The sequence below is a fragment of the Sphingomonas sp. CFBP 13728 genome, from assembly GCF_014841895.1.
GTDB lineage: Bacteria > Pseudomonadota > Alphaproteobacteria > Sphingomonadales > Sphingomonadaceae > Sphingomonas.
The window spans coordinates 57,815-73,320 of record NZ_JACYUS010000002.1; the positions used below are offsets into that span (position 1 = coordinate 57,815).

At 65.5% G+C, this 15,506-nt stretch carries 16 protein-coding genes, 1 other RNA gene and 1 pseudogene; 13 read left to right on the top strand and 5 right to left on the bottom strand.

Going from position 1 to position 15,506, the window contains the following annotated elements; translation table 11 throughout:
- Positions 1-20 precede the first annotated feature (20 nt).
- The 8 genes from rbfA (at position 21) to IFT67_RS09095 (ending at position 8,019) form a co-directional block, all read left to right on the top strand.
- Positions 21-410, top strand: a complete 390-nt coding sequence (gene rbfA, locus IFT67_RS09060; protein ID WP_056051571.1) for a 30S ribosome-binding factor RbfA — start codon at positions 21-23, stop codon at positions 408-410.
- 316 nt (positions 411-726) lie between these two features.
- Positions 727-1,302, top strand: coding sequence for a thymidine kinase (locus IFT67_RS09065; RefSeq protein ID WP_192146704.1), 576 nt, complete (start codon positions 727-729; stop codon positions 1,300-1,302).
- A gap of 171 nt (positions 1,303-1,473) precedes the next feature.
- Entirely contained in the window at positions 1,474-2,499 is a 1,026-nt protein-coding gene (truB, locus tag IFT67_RS09070) for a tRNA pseudouridine(55) synthase TruB (protein ID WP_192146706.1), read from the top strand.
- An 18-nt stretch (positions 2,500-2,517) separates the two neighbouring features.
- Positions 2,518-2,787 (top strand): 30S ribosomal protein S15, encoded by a 270-nt coding sequence (rpsO, locus tag IFT67_RS09075; protein WP_192146712.1) that lies wholly within the window; start codon positions 2,518-2,520, stop codon positions 2,785-2,787.
- Positions 2,788-2,979: 192 nt separating this feature from the next.
- Complete coding sequence (gene pnp, locus IFT67_RS09080; protein WP_056051582.1) at positions 2,980-5,409, top strand: polyribonucleotide nucleotidyltransferase; 2,430 nt, start codon at positions 2,980-2,982, stop codon at positions 5,407-5,409.
- Between the two features lie 140 nt (positions 5,410-5,549).
- Positions 5,550-5,918 (top strand): response regulator, encoded by a 369-nt coding sequence (locus IFT67_RS09085; RefSeq protein ID WP_192146714.1) that lies wholly within the window; start codon positions 5,550-5,552, stop codon positions 5,916-5,918.
- A gap of 113 nt (positions 5,919-6,031) precedes the next feature.
- Positions 6,032-6,844 carry a GDSL-type esterase/lipase family protein gene (locus tag IFT67_RS20565; protein ID WP_192146716.1) on the top strand — a complete coding sequence of 271 codons (813 nt, stop codon included), beginning with the start codon at positions 6,032-6,034 and terminating at the stop codon, positions 6,842-6,844.
- Entirely contained in the window at positions 6,835-8,019 is a 1,185-nt protein-coding gene (locus IFT67_RS09095) for an acyltransferase family protein (protein ID WP_192146718.1), read from the top strand. Before IFT67_RS20565 ends, IFT67_RS09095 begins: the two co-directional genes overlap by 10 nt.
- A 169-nt stretch (positions 8,020-8,188) precedes the next feature.
- Here the strand turns inward: IFT67_RS09095 and ssrA are convergent.
- Positions 8,189-8,544, bottom strand: a transfer-messenger RNA (tmRNA) gene (gene ssrA, locus IFT67_RS09100).
- 122 nt (positions 8,545-8,666) lie between these two features.
- Between ssrA and IFT67_RS09105 the strand changes: the two genes are divergently transcribed.
- Positions 8,667-9,098, top strand: coding sequence for an RrF2 family transcriptional regulator (locus IFT67_RS09105; protein ID WP_107954747.1), 432 nt, complete (start codon positions 8,667-8,669; stop codon positions 9,096-9,098).
- Positions 9,099-9,246: 148 nt separating this feature from the next.
- Here the strand turns inward: IFT67_RS09105 and mscL are convergent, their stop codons facing one another.
- Positions 9,247-9,717, bottom strand: a complete 471-nt coding sequence (mscL, locus tag IFT67_RS09110; protein ID WP_093398784.1) for a large conductance mechanosensitive channel protein MscL — start codon at positions 9,715-9,717, stop codon at positions 9,247-9,249.
- A 104-nt stretch (positions 9,718-9,821) separates the two neighbouring features.
- Between mscL and IFT67_RS09115 the strand changes: the two genes are divergently transcribed.
- Genes IFT67_RS09115 through IFT67_RS09130 form a run of 4 tightly spaced genes read left to right on the top strand, consistent with a single transcriptional unit; the run spans position 9,822 to position 12,450 of the window.
- The gene (locus IFT67_RS09115) at positions 9,822-10,418 is read left to right on the top strand and encodes a LemA family protein (RefSeq protein ID WP_192146720.1); all 597 of its coding nucleotides are present in this window, start codon (positions 9,822-9,824) and stop codon (positions 10,416-10,418) included.
- Positions 10,419-10,428: 10 nt separating this feature from the next.
- On the top strand, positions 10,429-11,283 hold the full coding sequence (locus tag IFT67_RS09120) for a TPM domain-containing protein (protein ID WP_192146722.1): 855 nt from the start codon (positions 10,429-10,431) through the stop codon (positions 11,281-11,283).
- 1 nt (position 11,284) lies between these two features.
- On the top strand, positions 11,285-11,950 hold the full coding sequence (locus IFT67_RS09125; protein ID WP_192146724.1) for a TPM domain-containing protein: 666 nt from the start codon (positions 11,285-11,287) through the stop codon (positions 11,948-11,950).
- Positions 11,947-12,450, top strand: coding sequence for an NUDIX hydrolase (locus IFT67_RS09130; protein WP_197983019.1), 504 nt, complete (start codon positions 11,947-11,949; stop codon positions 12,448-12,450). The genes IFT67_RS09125 and IFT67_RS09130 overlap by 4 nt, the downstream gene beginning before the upstream one ends.
- Positions 12,451-12,550: 100 nt before the next feature.
- Here the strand turns inward: IFT67_RS09130 and IFT67_RS09135 are convergent, their stop codons facing one another.
- From IFT67_RS09135 to hrpB, 3 genes and pseudogenes are all read right to left on the bottom strand, one after another.
- Complete coding sequence (locus tag IFT67_RS09135; RefSeq protein WP_056051595.1) at positions 12,551-12,832, bottom strand: ETC complex I subunit; 282 nt, start codon at positions 12,830-12,832, stop codon at positions 12,551-12,553.
- A gap of 8 nt (positions 12,833-12,840) precedes the next feature.
- Positions 12,841-13,852: ATP-dependent helicase C-terminal domain-containing protein (locus tag IFT67_RS20570; RefSeq protein WP_274602679.1), on the bottom strand; the 1,012-nt coding region annotated here is incomplete at its 5' end.
- A 1-nt stretch (position 13,853) separates the two neighbouring features.
- Positions 13,854-15,308: pseudogene (gene hrpB, locus IFT67_RS20575) on the bottom strand (ATP-dependent helicase HrpB); the annotation flags it as partial.
- Between the last annotated feature and the right edge of the window lie 198 nt (positions 15,309-15,506).

Genomic DNA, 15,506 nt, shown 5'->3' on the forward strand with positions numbered 1-15,506 from the left:
AGGGGGAGAGGGAGCTTAAGATGAAGACCGATACCCCAGAAGCAAAAGCCGTCCGCAGCTTGCGAGTCGGCGAACAGGCGCGTCACGCGCTGTCGGACATCCTCGCACGCGGCGACGTCCACGATCCGGTGCTCGAAAAGCATCTCGTGACGATCACCGAAGTCCGGATGTCCCCGGATCTCCGCCACGCTACCGTCTTCGTGAAACCGTTGCTCGGCAAGGACGAGGAAAAGGTGCTGAAGGCGCTCAGGACCAACACCGCCTATCTCCAACGCGAAGTCGCGAACCGGGTGCAGATGCGCTATGCGGCGAAACTCAAGTTCCTCGCGGACGAGAGCTTCGACGAGGGCACGCACATCGACCAGTTGTTGCGCGATCCGCATGTTGCACGGGATCTGACCGAAGATTGACCTTGGCGGGCTGCAAGCGTCGCGCTTGTAGCCAGTCAGGAGTTAGTCTGGTCGAGCGATTGCTCGATCGCTCCATCCAGCACTCCTCGCTCCGCACCGCGCTCGTTGCCCGCCCCTCTTCCGTTCGTGCTGAGTAGAGACCGAGTAGCTTCGAAAAAGCGTATCGAGGGCTCGTATCGAAGCACAGATTCCCCGCGCCAACCCATCCTTCGATACGCCGCTTCGACAAGCTCAGCAGCTACTCAGGACGAACGGACGGTGGGGATGCGTGACAAACGCCTCTGGACATCCCCCTAGCTTCCCGCTCTTTGCCCCCATGGCCAAGCTGTATTTCTACTACGCGTCGATGAACGCGGGGAAGTCGACGAACCTGTTGCAGGCGGACTTCAACTATCGCGAGCGGGGGATGCGGACGATGCTGTTCACGGCGGCGATCGACGACCGGTTCGCGGCGGGGACGATCACGTCGCGGATCGGGCTGGAGGCGCCGGCGATCGCGTTCGATGCGGCGACGGATATCGGGGCCTGCGTGGTTCGACAGCACGGCGAAGACGCGATTTCGTGCGTGCTGGTGGACGAGGCGCAGTTTCTGACGTCTGCGCAGGTGGATCAGCTCGCGCATATCTGCGACGTGGTTGGGATACCGGTGCTGGCGTACGGGTTGCGGACCGATTTTCAGGGGGCGCTGTTTCCAGGGTCGGCGCGGTTGCTGGCGCTGGCGGACTCTTTGGTGGAGATCAAGTCGGTCTGCATGTGTGGGCGCAAGGCGACGATGAACCTGCGGGTCGACGGGAAAGGGCGGGCGATTGCCGAGGGGCAGCAGACGGAGATTGGTGGGAACGACCGCTATGTCGCGCTGTGTCGGCGGCATTTTTGTGAGGCTCTGGGGTAGACTTCCCCCCTCCCCGTCATCCTGACGAAAGTCAGGATCCAGGGTACCGGACACGGTCGCTTGTGGCTCTGGGTCCTGACTTTCGTCAGGATGACGGAGTGGGTGGGGAACGGTCCCGCCTCGATAAGCGCCGTCGCCTGCTACTCTCTCGATACTTTAGGACTTACTCGCATGCATGGCTGGATCATTCTCGACAAGCCGCTGGGGCTTGGCTCGACGCAGGGCGTGTCGGCGGTGAAGCGTGCCTTGCGCAGCGGCGGGTATGGGAAGTTCAAGGTGGGGCATGGGGGAACGCTCGATCCACTCGCGACCGGCGTTCTGCCGATCGCCGTCGGGGAGGCGACCAAGCTGGCCGGGCGGATGCTCGATAGCGACAAGATCTATGATTTTACGGTGATGTTCGGGGTTCAGACGGATACGTTGGATGCCGAGGGTGTGAGCATCGCTACGTCCGATGTTCGGCCGACACTCGCGGCGGTCGAGGCGGTGCTCGCGCAGTTTACCGGGCCGATCTCGCAGGTGCCGCCCGCCTACTCCGCGCTGAAGGTGGATGGGGAGCGGGCTTATAATTTGGCGCGCGCTGGGCATGAAGTAGTGCTCGCGAGCCGCGACGTGACGATTCATTCGCTATCCTCCCCGGTACGGGGAGGGGGACCAGCGCAGCTGGTGGAGGGGGGCTTCCGCGAGCGTACCGTTGGTGGCGCGCCCCCCTCCACCCCCGTCCAAGCGGACGGCGGTCCCCCTCCCCGTGCCGGGGAGGAATTGCAGGAGGCCCCCCTTCCCTACTCCCCCCTCGACGAGGTCACGCTTACAGCGCATGTGTCGAAGGGCACCTACATCCGCAGCCTCGCGCGCGACATCGCCCTAGCCCTCGGCACCGTCGGCCACGTCACCATGTTGCGCCGGACCAAGGCCGGTCCGTTCGACCTCACGTCCGCGATATCGCTGGACAAACTGGACGAACTCGCTAAGGCCTCCGCGCTTGAAGATGTACTTCTGCCCTTGAGGGTGGCGCTGGACGACATCCCGGCTCTCTCCCTCACCCCCGACCAGGCAGGGGCGCTCCGACAGGGGCGTATCTTGGCCGGGATCGCCGCAGACGATGGCCAATACTTCGCCGAACTGGACGCTGTCCCGGTCGCGCTGGTCGAGGTCGAGGACGGAGACTTCCGGGTCGTTCGCGGTTTCAATCTGTGATGTCGAGGACATGAATTCATGACGATTACCGCTGAACGCAAGACCGAACTCGTCAAGGAGCATTCGCGCGTCGAGGGTGACACCGGTTCGCCGGAAGTCCAGGTCGCGATCCTTACCGAGCGCATCAAGAACCTGACCGAGCATTTCAAGGGCCACAAGAAGGACAACCACTCGCGTCGTGGTCTTCTCATGATGGTCAACAAGCGCCGGACGCTGCTGGATTATCTCCGTCACAAGGACGGCCAGCGCTACCTGGATCTGATCGCGAAGCTCGGTCTCCGCAAGTAACACGAACGGCTCCCCTCGGGGGGCCGTTTTCGTATATAGGGTTTTGATTCCGCGCATTTCGCGCGGAGGCAAACGCCAGAGCGCAATTCGGCGCAATGGCAAGGAGCGACAACTCGCTCCACACCGCCGCGGGCCGGCTAAGCCCGCACATAGGCCCCGTTCGCATCTGGCGACCGGAGTGAAGGAAAAAGAATGTTCGATACCAAGACCGTAAGCGCCCAGTGGGGCGGCAAGACGCTGACGCTCGAGACCGGCCGCGTTGCGCGCCAGGCTAACGGCGCAGTCCTCGCCACCCTCGGCGAGACCGTCGTTCTGTGCGCCGTGACGGCTGCACGGACCGTCAAGGAAGGGCAGGATTTCTTCCCGCTCACCGTCCATTACCAGGAGAAGTTCTCCGCGAGCGGCCGCATCCCCGGCGGCTTCTTCAAGCGTGAGCGCGGTGCGACCGAAAAGGAGACGCTGACCAGCCGTCTCATCGATCGCCCGATCCGCCCCCTCTTCCCAGAGGGTTTCTACAACGAGATCAACGTGATCTGCCAGGTTCTGTCGTATGACGGCGAGAACGAGCCGGACGTCCTCGCGATGGTCGCCGCATCGGCCGCGCTGACGATCTCAGGCGTGCCGTTCATGGGCCCGATCGGCGCAGCGCGCGTAGGTTACGTCGATGGCGCGTACATCCTCAACCCGACCTTGGAAGAAGCCAAGGCTGGCGATCTCGACCTCGTCGTCGCCGCCACCGGCCAGGCCGTGATGATGGTCGAATCGGAAGCCAAGGAGCTTTCGGAAGAGATCATGCTCGGCGCCGTGCAGTTCGCCCACAAGGCCTGCCGCGAAGCCGCCAACCTGATCATCGATCTGGCCGAGAAGGCTGCCAAGGATCCTTGGGAAATGGCCGAGCAGGCCGACCTGTCGACTGCCAAGGACAAGCTGAAGAAGCTGATCGGCAAGGACATCGCGGCCGCCTACAAGGTGACCGACAAGTCCAAGCGTTCCGACCTGCTGAATGCGGCTCGTGCAAAGGGCAAGACGGCGTTCGCCGATGCCTCGCCGCAGGACCAGATGGCAGCCGGCAAGCTGATGAAGAAGCTGGAGGCGGAGATCGTCCGCGGCGCCATCCTCAAGGACGGCACCCGCATCGACGGCCGCACCACCACGCAGATCCGTCCGATCGAGGCGATGGTCCACTTCCTCCCGCGCACGCATGGCTCGGCCCTGTTCACGCGCGGCGAGACGCAGTCGATCTGCACCACCACGCTGGGTACGCGTGATGCGGAGCAGATGATCGACGGCCTGAACGGCCTGTCGTACGAAAACTTCATGCTGCACTACAACTTCCCTCCCTATTCGGTTGGTGAAGTCGGTCGCTTCGGTGCGCCGGGTCGTCGCGAAGTCGGTCACGGCAAGCTCGCATGGCGCGCGCTGCACCCGGTGCTGCCGACCAAGGAAGAGTTCCCGTACACGATCCGCGTTCTCAGCGACATCACCGAGAGCAACGGTTCGTCGTCGATGGCGACGGTCTGCGGCGGTTCGCTGTCGATGATGGATGCGGGCGTTCCGCTGAAGCGTCCGGTGTCGGGCATCGCGATGGGCCTGATCCTCGAGGGCAAGAACTTCGCGGTTCTGTCGGACATCCTCGGCGACGAGGATCATCTCGGCGACATGGACTTCAAGGTGGCTGGCACGTCCGAGGGCATCACCACGATGCAGATGGACATCAAGATCGCCGGCATCACCGAAGAGATCATGGGCAAGGCGCTGGCGCAGGCCAAGGAAGGCCGCGCGCACATCCTGGGCGAGATGGCCAAGGCGCTCGACCATACCCGTGAGGAACTGAGCGCCCACGCACCGCGCATCGAGAGCTTCCAGATCGACAAGTCGAAGATCCGTGAAGTCATCGGCACCGGCGGCAAGGTGATCCGCGAGATCGTCGCGCAGACCGGCGCCAAGGTCGACATCGACGACGAGGGCGTGATCAAGGTGTCGTCGTCCGACCCCGCGCAGATCGAAGCCGCGATCAAGTGGATCAAGGGCCTCGTCGAGGAAGCCGAAGTCGGCAAGGTCTATGACGGCAAGGTCGTCAACCTGGTCGATTTCGGGGCGTTCGTGAACTTCATGGGTGGCAAGGACGGTCTCGTCCATGTGTCCGAAATCAAGAACGAGCGCGTCGAGAAGGTGTCGGACGCGCTGACCGAAGGCCAGGAGGTCAAGGTCAAGGTTCTCGAGATCGATCCGCGCGGCAAGGTTCGCCTTTCCATGCGTGTCGTCGACCAGACGACCGGCGAAGAGCTCGAGGACACGCGTCCTGCACGTGAGCCCCGTGAAGGCGGTGATCGTGGTCCGCGCGGTCCGCGTCGTGACGGCGATGGCGGTCGTGATGCTGGCGGCAACGGCGGTGGTCGTGGTCCGCGCGGCGAAGGCGGCGGCGGTCGTGATGGGGGTGACCGCGGCTCGCGTGGCCCACGTCGCGACGGCGATGGCGGCCGTGACGCAGGCGGCAACGGCGGTGGCCGTGGTCCGCGTCGCGATGGCGGCGGCAACGGCGGCGGCGAGCGTGCTGCACGCACCGACGGCGACAAGGCCCCCGAGTTCGCTCCGGCGTTCCTGACCGGCGATCGCGACTAAGCCTTTGCCGCCTGACGGCAATTGAGGGAGGGGCTCGGGAAACCGGGCCCCTTTCTCACTTGCGGCTCGCTTTGCCCCGTTCTGTCCCGAGAAGACGATTAATATCGGAACGGAGCAGCATGCCGGATGTTCGAACCGATATGAACGCCATTCGCAAATCTGTCATACTCGTCGTCGACGATGACCCGCTGGTCCGGGTCCATTCGTACTTTGCGCTCGAAGATGCCGGCTTCGAGGTCGTCGAGGCTGGTAACGCGTCCGATGCGCTCGCGTGTCTTGATCGACGTCCCGATATCGGCGCACTGTTCACTGACATCAAAATGCCGGGCACGCTGGATGGTGTCGGCCTGGCCAAGGCAGTCCACGATCGCCGTCCGGATATCTCGATCGTCGTGACGTCCGGCGCAGGCGACATTTCGGCAGCGACCTTGCCCGGCGCCGCTCGCTTCATCGCCAAACCGTTCACGGGTGCTCAATTGAGCCGCATCCTGCACGAACATATCGACTGATCTTCAGGCAATGCCGGATCGGCAACTGGTAGCCTGGACAAACCCGATCATCGTTTAACCTTTACCTCATTCTCACCCTCTAGACCGGGCTTCCTGACAACGGGTGAGGCGCAGTGGCGCGAGGCGACGACGAAATTGATCACCAGCGGATAACCGGCATACCCGCCGCCGCCGCCACCGCCCACGATGGCGAGACCTGGCGGGCGTCGTTAGGCAAATTCGCTTTCGCCGTGACGGTGTTCGCGGTCATTTTCGGTGGCGCGATCCTGTTCATGCAATCCCGTGCCGCGACGCGCGCAGCGTCCGCGACATTGCCTGGCCGCGGTGCCGTCGATCGCTGTAGCATCTGGTTCGTCGGCAGTTCGACGATCCATAAATGGGCGACATTGCCGGACGACATGGCCCCGCTGGCAGTACGCAATCGGGGCGTCAACGGCGCGATGATGCCCGAGTTGATCCAGATGGCTGGCAACGAGCCACGGGCAGCCCCTCCCCGTGCGATCGTGTTCTACGCAGGAGAAAACGACATCGCCAATGGCGCCCGCGCGGTGGACGACATTGCGAACCTGCGGGCGTTCCTGGCACTGAAAACGCGCCGCTGGGGCGACATTCCGGTGATCGTCGTAGCATTGAAGCCGACGCCGGTACGGTGGGGCAATCTTCCCGAGCAGACCACCGTCAATACCGCGATGCGTACCCTGGCAGCGCAGAGGCCGGACATGACCTTCGTCGACGTCGTCCCGCTATTCCTGGTGAACCACCGTCCAGGTGACTTCTACGTCGATGATGGCATTCATCTGAATCCGGCCGGTTACGCCAGACTGACCGCTGCGATTCGGCCACCGTTGAATGCCGTTCTTCGGCGCGCACCGATCCCCGGCTGCGACCGGGCAATGGTCGCTGCCCGATCCGGCACGTGGCGATAACAGCAACCACTTCCATAAAATTCAGCACAATCACGCCTTCCCCGGGCGGCAGGATCGAAGGTTTGGCGTTCTGGCGAGCCGTCCTGATGCTTGCCGGCGTCGTACTGCACGCCGTGATGGGCCTCGAGAATATTCCCGTCCTGGGGGCGATCCCCCTGATATCGCATGCCTTCCGGATGGGCAGCTTCATGCTGATATCCGGGCTGCTCTGTGGCTACGCCCTCGCACGCAGGTCTTCGCCGCTCGCATGGCTCGGCCTGCGAAGCGTGCAGATCGGCGTGCCCTTGCTGGTCGGCTTGCTGGTGATCTGCCCGCTGATTGGCATGATGTTCGGCGATCAACCGGATCGGTTGGGCTGGCCATTTCCCCTGGCGCATGACTGGTACCATTTGTGGTTTCTTGCTGCGCTGCTGGCCTATGCCCCCCTCAGCTATACGCTCCATCAGTTTGATCGCCGGCAGGACGTGATCAGCACGATCGACAGACTATTTATGAAGGATGGGGCAAGTGACAGGCGCTGCGCACAAACAGTCATCCTGTTGGGCGCGGCGATCACCTGCTATACGCTGATGACGGTCACACGCACCATTCTCGCGGGATATAGTGGCTCGCCATACGCAGCGGCGCTGGCGCAGGTGCCACTCATCATGGGCTACGCGCCGTTCTACCTACTGGGATTCCTGCTGGCGCGTTCACCGAACTTGTATCGAACCCTGACCGTCTCGTTCCAGATGCCCACCATCATCCTGCTCGCTACATGCGGCCTTTACGCGGCCTGGTTCGGCGGCCTCAGTGCAATGGTTGATCCGGCGCGACGGATGCTGGTCAGCGATATGGTGGAAATAATCGGGATGTCCGCGTGCCCGCCCGCCGCGTCGGTTCTCATCTTACGGTCCGCCGGCGCAATCCGCGCTATCCCGTCACTTGTAAGCCGCCTCGCAGAGGCCTCTTTCACGATCTACATCCTGCACTTTCCGATCATCGTGGTGACCAAGATCGTTCTCATGGACGTAGCCTGGAACCCCTATACGGAGTTCATCATCGCAATCGCCGCAGGATCCATCGTCGCGTACGCCGCGCATGTCTTGCTGGTCGAACGATTTGCCGTCGTCGCGTTTCTGATCAACGGACGGCTTCCGCGTGCCGTCGAACCTGTTCTGCCGGTCTTGGTCTGAAGGCGGCTTGAATAGCGAACATCATGACGGCTGAGGATCGATCCCGTACTCTGCGCGCGTGGGCGTACCTGCCACTACGACAGTGCGTACGGCACAATAGCGGACGGATGGCTCGATCTGACTACGGTTGAGTGGGGAGCTTCTGTTGCTCGGTGCCCCCCGTACCGCCGGTGTCCACTTCTGTTGCCCGGTGTGGCCCGAACCGCGCTTTCGTCCGTATAACTTAGGTCGTTAGACCGTCAGTTATGCGGCAATTGCGAGTGCTTCGTTATCGTTGGCACTTGTGTATGGGCCGTTGCGGCGGTCCCATTCCGAGCGAAACATAGCGTCGTTGAACACACGTCGATCCTAGTTCGACCCCGTCATCGTCCCCCTCTTGCGAAGAGGGCGGTGGTGGAGTCGCCGGGTACTGCCCCCGGGTCCGCTGTGTCTATGACACGCCACGGTTTATCGCCATAGCCGCCAAGAGAAGATTCTCCCGACGGCATGACCGATATAGGGGGGCCGCATCGATCTGAAAAGCCCGGCCAAATGAAAAGACTGGCGCGATGGCAGCGCCCTCCCCGGATAAATCTCCGATGGGTTAGCACACAGCGTGCCAAACCGCCTTTCGCTCGCCACAAAGCGCGTGCATAGCAACCTGCATTATGTTGACGCAGCGCTCCCGCTACGCGCTCCGCGCGATGATCTTCCTTGGCGGCGCCCCCGCCGGTGGCCCTCCCATCCCGATGACCCGGATCGCCGCCGAGGCGAACGTGCCGCGCAAATTCCTCGAGCTGATCCTCGCCGACCTGCGCGAGTCCGGCCTGTTGCACAGCCATCGCGGCAAGATGGGCGGCTACCGCCTCTCGCGGCCGAGCCACCTGATCTCGCTGGGTGAGATCATCCGGATCATCGAGGGCCCGCTGGCGCTGGTGCCCTGCGTGAGCCGGACCGCATACCGGCCGTGCCTCGACTGCAAGAGCGAGGCGGATTGCGCGATCCGCTTTGCGATGATGCGCGTGCGCGACGAGACCGCGCGGATTTTGGATGGGACGAGCCTGGCGGATGCGAACGCCGAGGAACTGGTAGCCGCGTAATTCTATCCTTCTCCCCTCGGGAGAAGGTGGCGCGGCAGCGTCGGATGAGGGGGAGTTGGGATGTGACGCTCCGAGCCTCAGGCCCCTCACCCTTCCGTCGCCTATGGCTCCTCCCTCCCTCTCCCCGCAGGGGCGAGGGACAGGTACGTCACCCCCGCGCCTTCAACTCGTCGCGGATTTCGCGGAGCAGCGCGATCTCGACCGGCTCCGGCGCAGGCGCAACGGCCACCGCCTCTTCCTCGCGCTTCAACCGCGCCGTCTCGCGCTCGATCAGCGCCGCGGTCCGGTTCACCACGCGCAGGATCATGAAGATGATACCCGCGACGATCACGAAATTGACCAGCTGCGTCGCGAACGCGCCATAGCCGAGCAGCGGCACGCCAGCCTTCTTCAACGCCGCGTAATCGCTGAGCGAGCCCGCATAGTTCGCCGGCACCGGCCCCATCCTCCAGAAATAACTTGAGAAATCGAGCCCGCCAAAGATCTTGCCGATCACCGGCATCAGCACGTCGTCGGTGAGCGACGTGACGATCTTGCCGAACGCCGCGCCGATGATCACCGCGATGGCGAGATCGAGCACGTTGCCGCGCATGATGAACGCCTTGAATTCCTTGAGCAATGCCGCCCCCTTCTGTTGCCAACCCAAGGCTAACCGCCGATTTCGGTTTCGCCAACCCTGCGGACTGTCCTATGAGGGTGACACAGGTATTCAGGAGAGCCCCGATGTCACGTGCCTCAATCGCCCGCGGTACCGCCGCGATCCTCCTCGCATCGGCGCTGGCCGGGTGCGGGATCAACAGTATCCCGACCGCGGAAGAGACCGCGAAGGCGCGCTGGGCCGACGTCCAGAACAATTATCAACGCCGCGCGGACCTGATCCCCAATCTCGTCGCGACCGTGAAGGCTGCGGGCGCGCAGGAGAAGGACATTCTCGTCCAGGTGACGCAGGCACGCTCTGCCGCGAACTCGGTGCAGGTTTCGGCCGCCGATCTGTCCGATCCGGCAAAGATGGAGCAGTATCAGCGCGTCCAGGGTGCCGTCGGCGTGTCGTTGCAGCGTTTGCAGGAGGCGTATCCTGAGCTGAAGAGCCAGGGCAACTACACCACGCTGATGAGCCAGCTCGAAGGTACCGAGAACCGCATCACGATCGCGCGGCGCGATTACAACGGCGCGGTACAGGCGTATAATACCAAGATCCGGACCTTCCCCGACGCGGTCGGCGCGAAGATCTTCTATGGTGCCAAGTCGATGGTGCCGTTCGCGGCTACCACGCCGGGTGCCGAGACCGCGCCGACGGTGAACTTCGGCAACGCGAGCTGATCCGAGCATTATGCTCCGCCATCTCCTGACGCTGGCGTTCGCGGTGCTGCTGGGAAGCGGTACCGCAACCGCGCAGACGCTTCCCAAGTTCACCGGCTTCGTCGTCGATGCGGCGAACGTCATCCCGCCCGATCAGGAAGCGGCGCTGACCAAGCGGCTCGACGACCTGCAAAAGACAACCGGCAACCAGCTGGTGGTCGCGACGGTGCCCGATCTCGAAGGCTATCCGATCGAGGATTACGGCAATAGCCTGCTGCGGAGCTGGGGCGTCGGGCTGAAGGATGCGAACAACGGCGCGATCCTGCTAGTCGCGCCAAACAACCGGAAGGTGCGGATCGAGGTCGGTTATGGCCTGGAGCCGGTGCTGACCGACGCGTTCTCCAGCGTCGTCATCAACCAGCAGATCCTGCCGCGCTTCAAGGCGGGCGACATCCCCGGTGGTATCGTCGCGGGCACGAACGCGGTGGCGGACCAGCTCGCGCTGCCCGATGCGGAGGCGCGCGCGAAGGTGACGGCTGCGGCGGCGGAGTATGACAAGACGCACCGTCGCGCGAACTCGGGGGGCGGCGGCGTGCCGATCGGGCTGATCTTCTTCGGGATCGTGCTCGCGGCGATCGTCATCCCGATGATCTCGCGGCGCGCGGGTGGCAAGAATTATGTCGATGGCGGCAGCCGGAGCGGTGGCAGCGGCGCCTTGCCGATCGTGTTGTGGAGCATCGCCGACGCGATGACTCGTGGCGGCGGTAGTGGCGGCGGCGGAAGCTGGGGCGGTGGCGGCGATAGCGGCGGCGGCTGGGGCGGCGGTGGTTTCGGCGGTGGCGGCGGTGGATCCGGCGGCGGCGGCGGCGCATCGGGAGGATGGTGACATGCGACTGAGCGACACCGACCACGACCGCGTCACGGCGGCGGTCACCCAGGCGGAGACTGCGACGACCGGCGAGATCGTCACGATCGTCGCGCGGCAGTCCGATGCGTATCACGACGTATCGATGCACTGGGGCGTGCTGGCGATGCTGCTGACGCTCGCGCTGCTCGCGTACCACCCGGTCGCGGCGGACCATATCTACGCGCGGGTCGATCCCTGGCAGGCGGCACCGCAGGGTGCACTGTACGTGGTCGCGCTGGTGCTGATGACTCTGGTGTTCCTGGCGGTGCGACTGGTTCTGGCGTGGACACCGGCGCGGCTCGCGCTGACGCCGGGTGCAACCAAGGCGCGGCGCGTGCGGCGGCGGGCTCTGCTCCTGTTCCGTGCGGGGGCCGAGAAGCACACCAAGGGGTCTACCGGCGTGCTGTTGTACCTGTCGCTCGCCGAGCACCGGGCGGAGATCATCGCCGACGATGCGATCCACTCGCGCGTGCCGAACGAGACCTGGGGCGCGGCGATGGCGGCGGTACTCGCCGGCGTCCGCGACGGTCGCCCCGGCGACGGGATGGCGGATGCGGTCGCGCAGATCGGCGCGGTGTTGGCCGAGCATTTCCCGCGCACCGGTGCGCCGGTGAACGAACTTCCGGACAGGCTGATCGAATTATGAGCAAGACCGTATGGGCCGGGAAATTCCTGACCGTGCAGACCGAAGGCACGTGGGAATTCGCCGCGCGCCAGGGCGAGATCGCAGCGGCGGTGATCGTCGCGATCGACGAGGGCGATGTGATCCTGGTGGAGCAGTTCCGCGTGCCGCTAGGCCGCGCGTGTCTCGAACTGCCGGCCGGGCTGGTCGGTGACGAAACCGCGGGCGAAAGCGTCGCGGTCGCCGCCGGCCGCGAGCTGGAGGAAGAGACCGGCTACCGCGCGGACGCGATCGAGGACCTTGGCGTGTTCTATTCGTCGCCCGGGATGACGTCGGAATGCTTCACGCTGGTCCGCGCGTCCGGGCTGACGAAGGTGAGCGACGGCGGCGGCGACGGCGACGAGAACATCACCGTGCACCGGGTGCCGCTGGCGGACGTGCCGGCGTTCGTGGCCGAGAAGCGTGCGGCTGGCGTGGCGATCGACACCAAGATGCTGCTGATCCTGGCTGGGTCGATCCTCTAACCAAGGCTTGTTCTCCCGCGAAGGCGGGGACCTAGACTGGGCTCCCGCCTTCGCGGGAGAACAAGGAGGTGTGGCAGGGCCTAGCGCCGCTCCCGCGGGCTTACTTGAAATTATCCGCGTAGCTCTGCAGCTTCAGCGTCTTCTGCGGGGCCGGCACGACGGTGTAGCCGAACCCCTCGCGCTCACAGTGCGCGATCGCCGCTTCCGCTGTCGGGAACAGCAGCCGCAGCTGGTCGCGGGTGTCGCCGCTGCCGGCCCAGCCGGTGAGCGGGTCGGGGCGCTTGGGCTCCGAGGGTTCGAATTCGAGCTGCCAGGCGTCGGTCCGATGCTTGCCGGACTGCATGGCGTTCTTGGGGCGCTGAAAGATACGGGCGGTTGGCATGCCCCCCCTTATCGCGAACCGGCGGCCCTTGCATCCGCCTTTTTCGTACGCAGCGTGGCGGACGCCGCGGCGGGGTCGTCGGGCCAGGGATGCTTGGGATAGCGGCCGCGCATTTCCTTCGCCACCGCGGTCCAGCTGCCGGCCCAGAAACCGGGCAGGTCTCGCGTCGTCTGGATCGGACGGCCGGCGGGGGATGTGAGGCTCAGCACCAGCGGCACGCGCGCCTCGCCGATCGTCGGATGCACCGCGAGGCCGAACAGGGCTTGGACGCGGAGTTCGACACGCGGGCCGCCTTCCGCGGCGTAGTCGATCGCATGGGTGCTGCCGGCGGGGCTGGTGAAATCAGGTGGCGCGAGGCGGTTGATCGTCTGCATCGCGTCCCAGCCGAGCAGGTTGCGCAAAGCCTCGGCGAGCGCGCCAGGGGCGATCGCGTCGAGTCGGCGTTTGCCGGCCAGGAGCGGGGCGAGCCATTCGTCGGCGCGGTCGAGCAGGGTCGCGTCGTCGAGCGGTACGCCCGCATAGGCGGCGCGGTCGCGCAGCGCTTGGGCGCCGTCGCTCCAGGGTAGCAGCGCGAGGCCGTGCTCGCGGACGCCGTCGATGAGTGCGGCGAGGATCGCGTCGGGATCGGCGCCGCTGTCGGGACCGCTCGATAGGCGGATCGCGCCGAGGCGGCGTTCGCGGCGGGCTTGGATGCCGCCGGTTGTAGGATCGAACGCGACGGTGCGGCGGGATTCGATGCGGTCGGCGAAGAGGGTTTCGACGGTGGCCTGGTCGATCGCTACAGCGGAGAGGATGCGCGCGCCGGCGGCCGAGCCTTGCGTGTCGGCGACGGCGAGCCATTCGGAACGGGCGAGCAGCGAGGTCGGGTCGAGCTTGAACCCGCGTCCGCCGACCGAAGCCCAGGTTTCGCCGGACGAGTCACGGCGGCGTGCCACCCGGTCAGGGAAGCCCAGCGCAACGCAAACCTCTGCCCCCCCTCCCGCAAGCGGGAGGGGGTTGGGGGGTGGGCTCGCGCCATCCNGGCAAGTTTCGCCCACCTATCCGCCATGGCGCGTGCCGCCTGCGCCTTCGAACCGCGTTCGGTTTTCCAGCGGCGGAGGCGGGTTTCCAGATCGACGTCCTGTCCACCGATGCCGCGCTCGCCGAGCAGAACCGCGATTTGCGCCGCTACGTTCGCCAAGCCGCGCTCCCCCGCCCTCAGTAGCATGTGCGCCAGCCTCGGCGGCATCGGCAGCTTCGCGATCGCTCGGCCATGCAAGGTCGGGCGGCCGTCCTCGATCGCCTCCAGCGTCGCGAGCCGCGCCATCGCCTCGTCGATCGCGGCGGCGGGGGGCGGGTCGATCCAGCGGAGGTCTCGCGGATCGCCGACGCCCCAGAGTGCGCAAGCCAGCACCAGCGCGGACAGGTCCGCCTCCAAGATTTCGGGCGGATCGTAGCGCGGGAGGCCGGCGGTCGCGGCTTCTTCCCACAGTCGATACGCGATGCCCGGCCCCAGCCGCGCGGCGCGGCCAGCGCGTTGGGTGACCGCGGCCTGGCTTGCGCGCTCGGTGACCAGGCGCGTCATGCCGGCGGCGCGGTCGTAGCGCGGTCGCCTCGCGAGCCCGGAGTCGACGACGATACGGATGCCGTCGAGCGTCAGGCTGGTCTCGGCGATGCTGGTGGCGAGCACGACCTTCCGCCGTCCGTCGGGTTCGGGGAGGATCGCGGCGCGCTGGGCTGCGGGGTCGAGGCTGCCGTGGAGTTCGTGCAGGACGATGTCGTCGGGCAAATTGGCGACGCGGTCGGCGGTCCGTTCGATCTCCGCGACGCCGGGGAGGAAGGCGAGCACGCCGCCCTCCGCTTCGCCGAGCGCGCGGCGGATCGCGGCGGCGACCGAGTCCTCAATGCGCAACTCGGCTTGGCGGCCGATGTGGCGGAGCGTCAGCGGATAGCTTCGGCCCTCGCTTTCGATGACGGGGGCGCCGTCCATGAGTGCGGCGAACCTTGCGCCGTCTAGGGTTGCGGACATCGCGACGATGCGCAGGTCTGGGCGGAAGCCGGCTTGCACATCGAGCGCCAGCGCGAGGCCGAAATCGCCGTCGAGGCTGCGCTCGTGGACTTCGTCGAACAGGACCGCGGAAACGCCGGCGAGTTCGGGGTCGGCCTGGATGCGCGCGACGAAGATGCCCTCGGTGATCACCGTGACGCGGGTCGCGGCGGAGCGCTTGCTGTCCATGCGGGTGGCGTAGCCGAAGGTCTGGCCGACGGGTTCGCCGGCGGTGGAGGCCATGCGTTCGGCGGCGGCGCGGGCGGCTAAGCGGCGGGGGGAGAGGAGGAGGATCTCGCCGGTGCACCAGGATTCGGTAAGGAGGGCCGGCGCTACCGCGGTGGTCTTGCCTGCGCCCGGGGGGGCGACGAGGACCGCGGAGTTGCGGCCGCGGAGGGTGGCGAGGAGGTCGGGGAGGACGGCTAGGATCGGGAGCGGCGGCGGCGTCATGCACGCCTGCTGCCACAGTAGCGGGGTTGGCAACAGGTTTTGCTTGGGCGGTCCGTTGGGAAGGTGCGGATTCAAACCGATGATCGCGCGCTTTCGATCCTCGCCCGCCAGGGGGAGGATCGTTCGAGCTCACGGACGCCGATGGCTTACCCAACCGCCAACCACACCGCCCCGGCGAAGGCCCGGGTCCAATTGGGA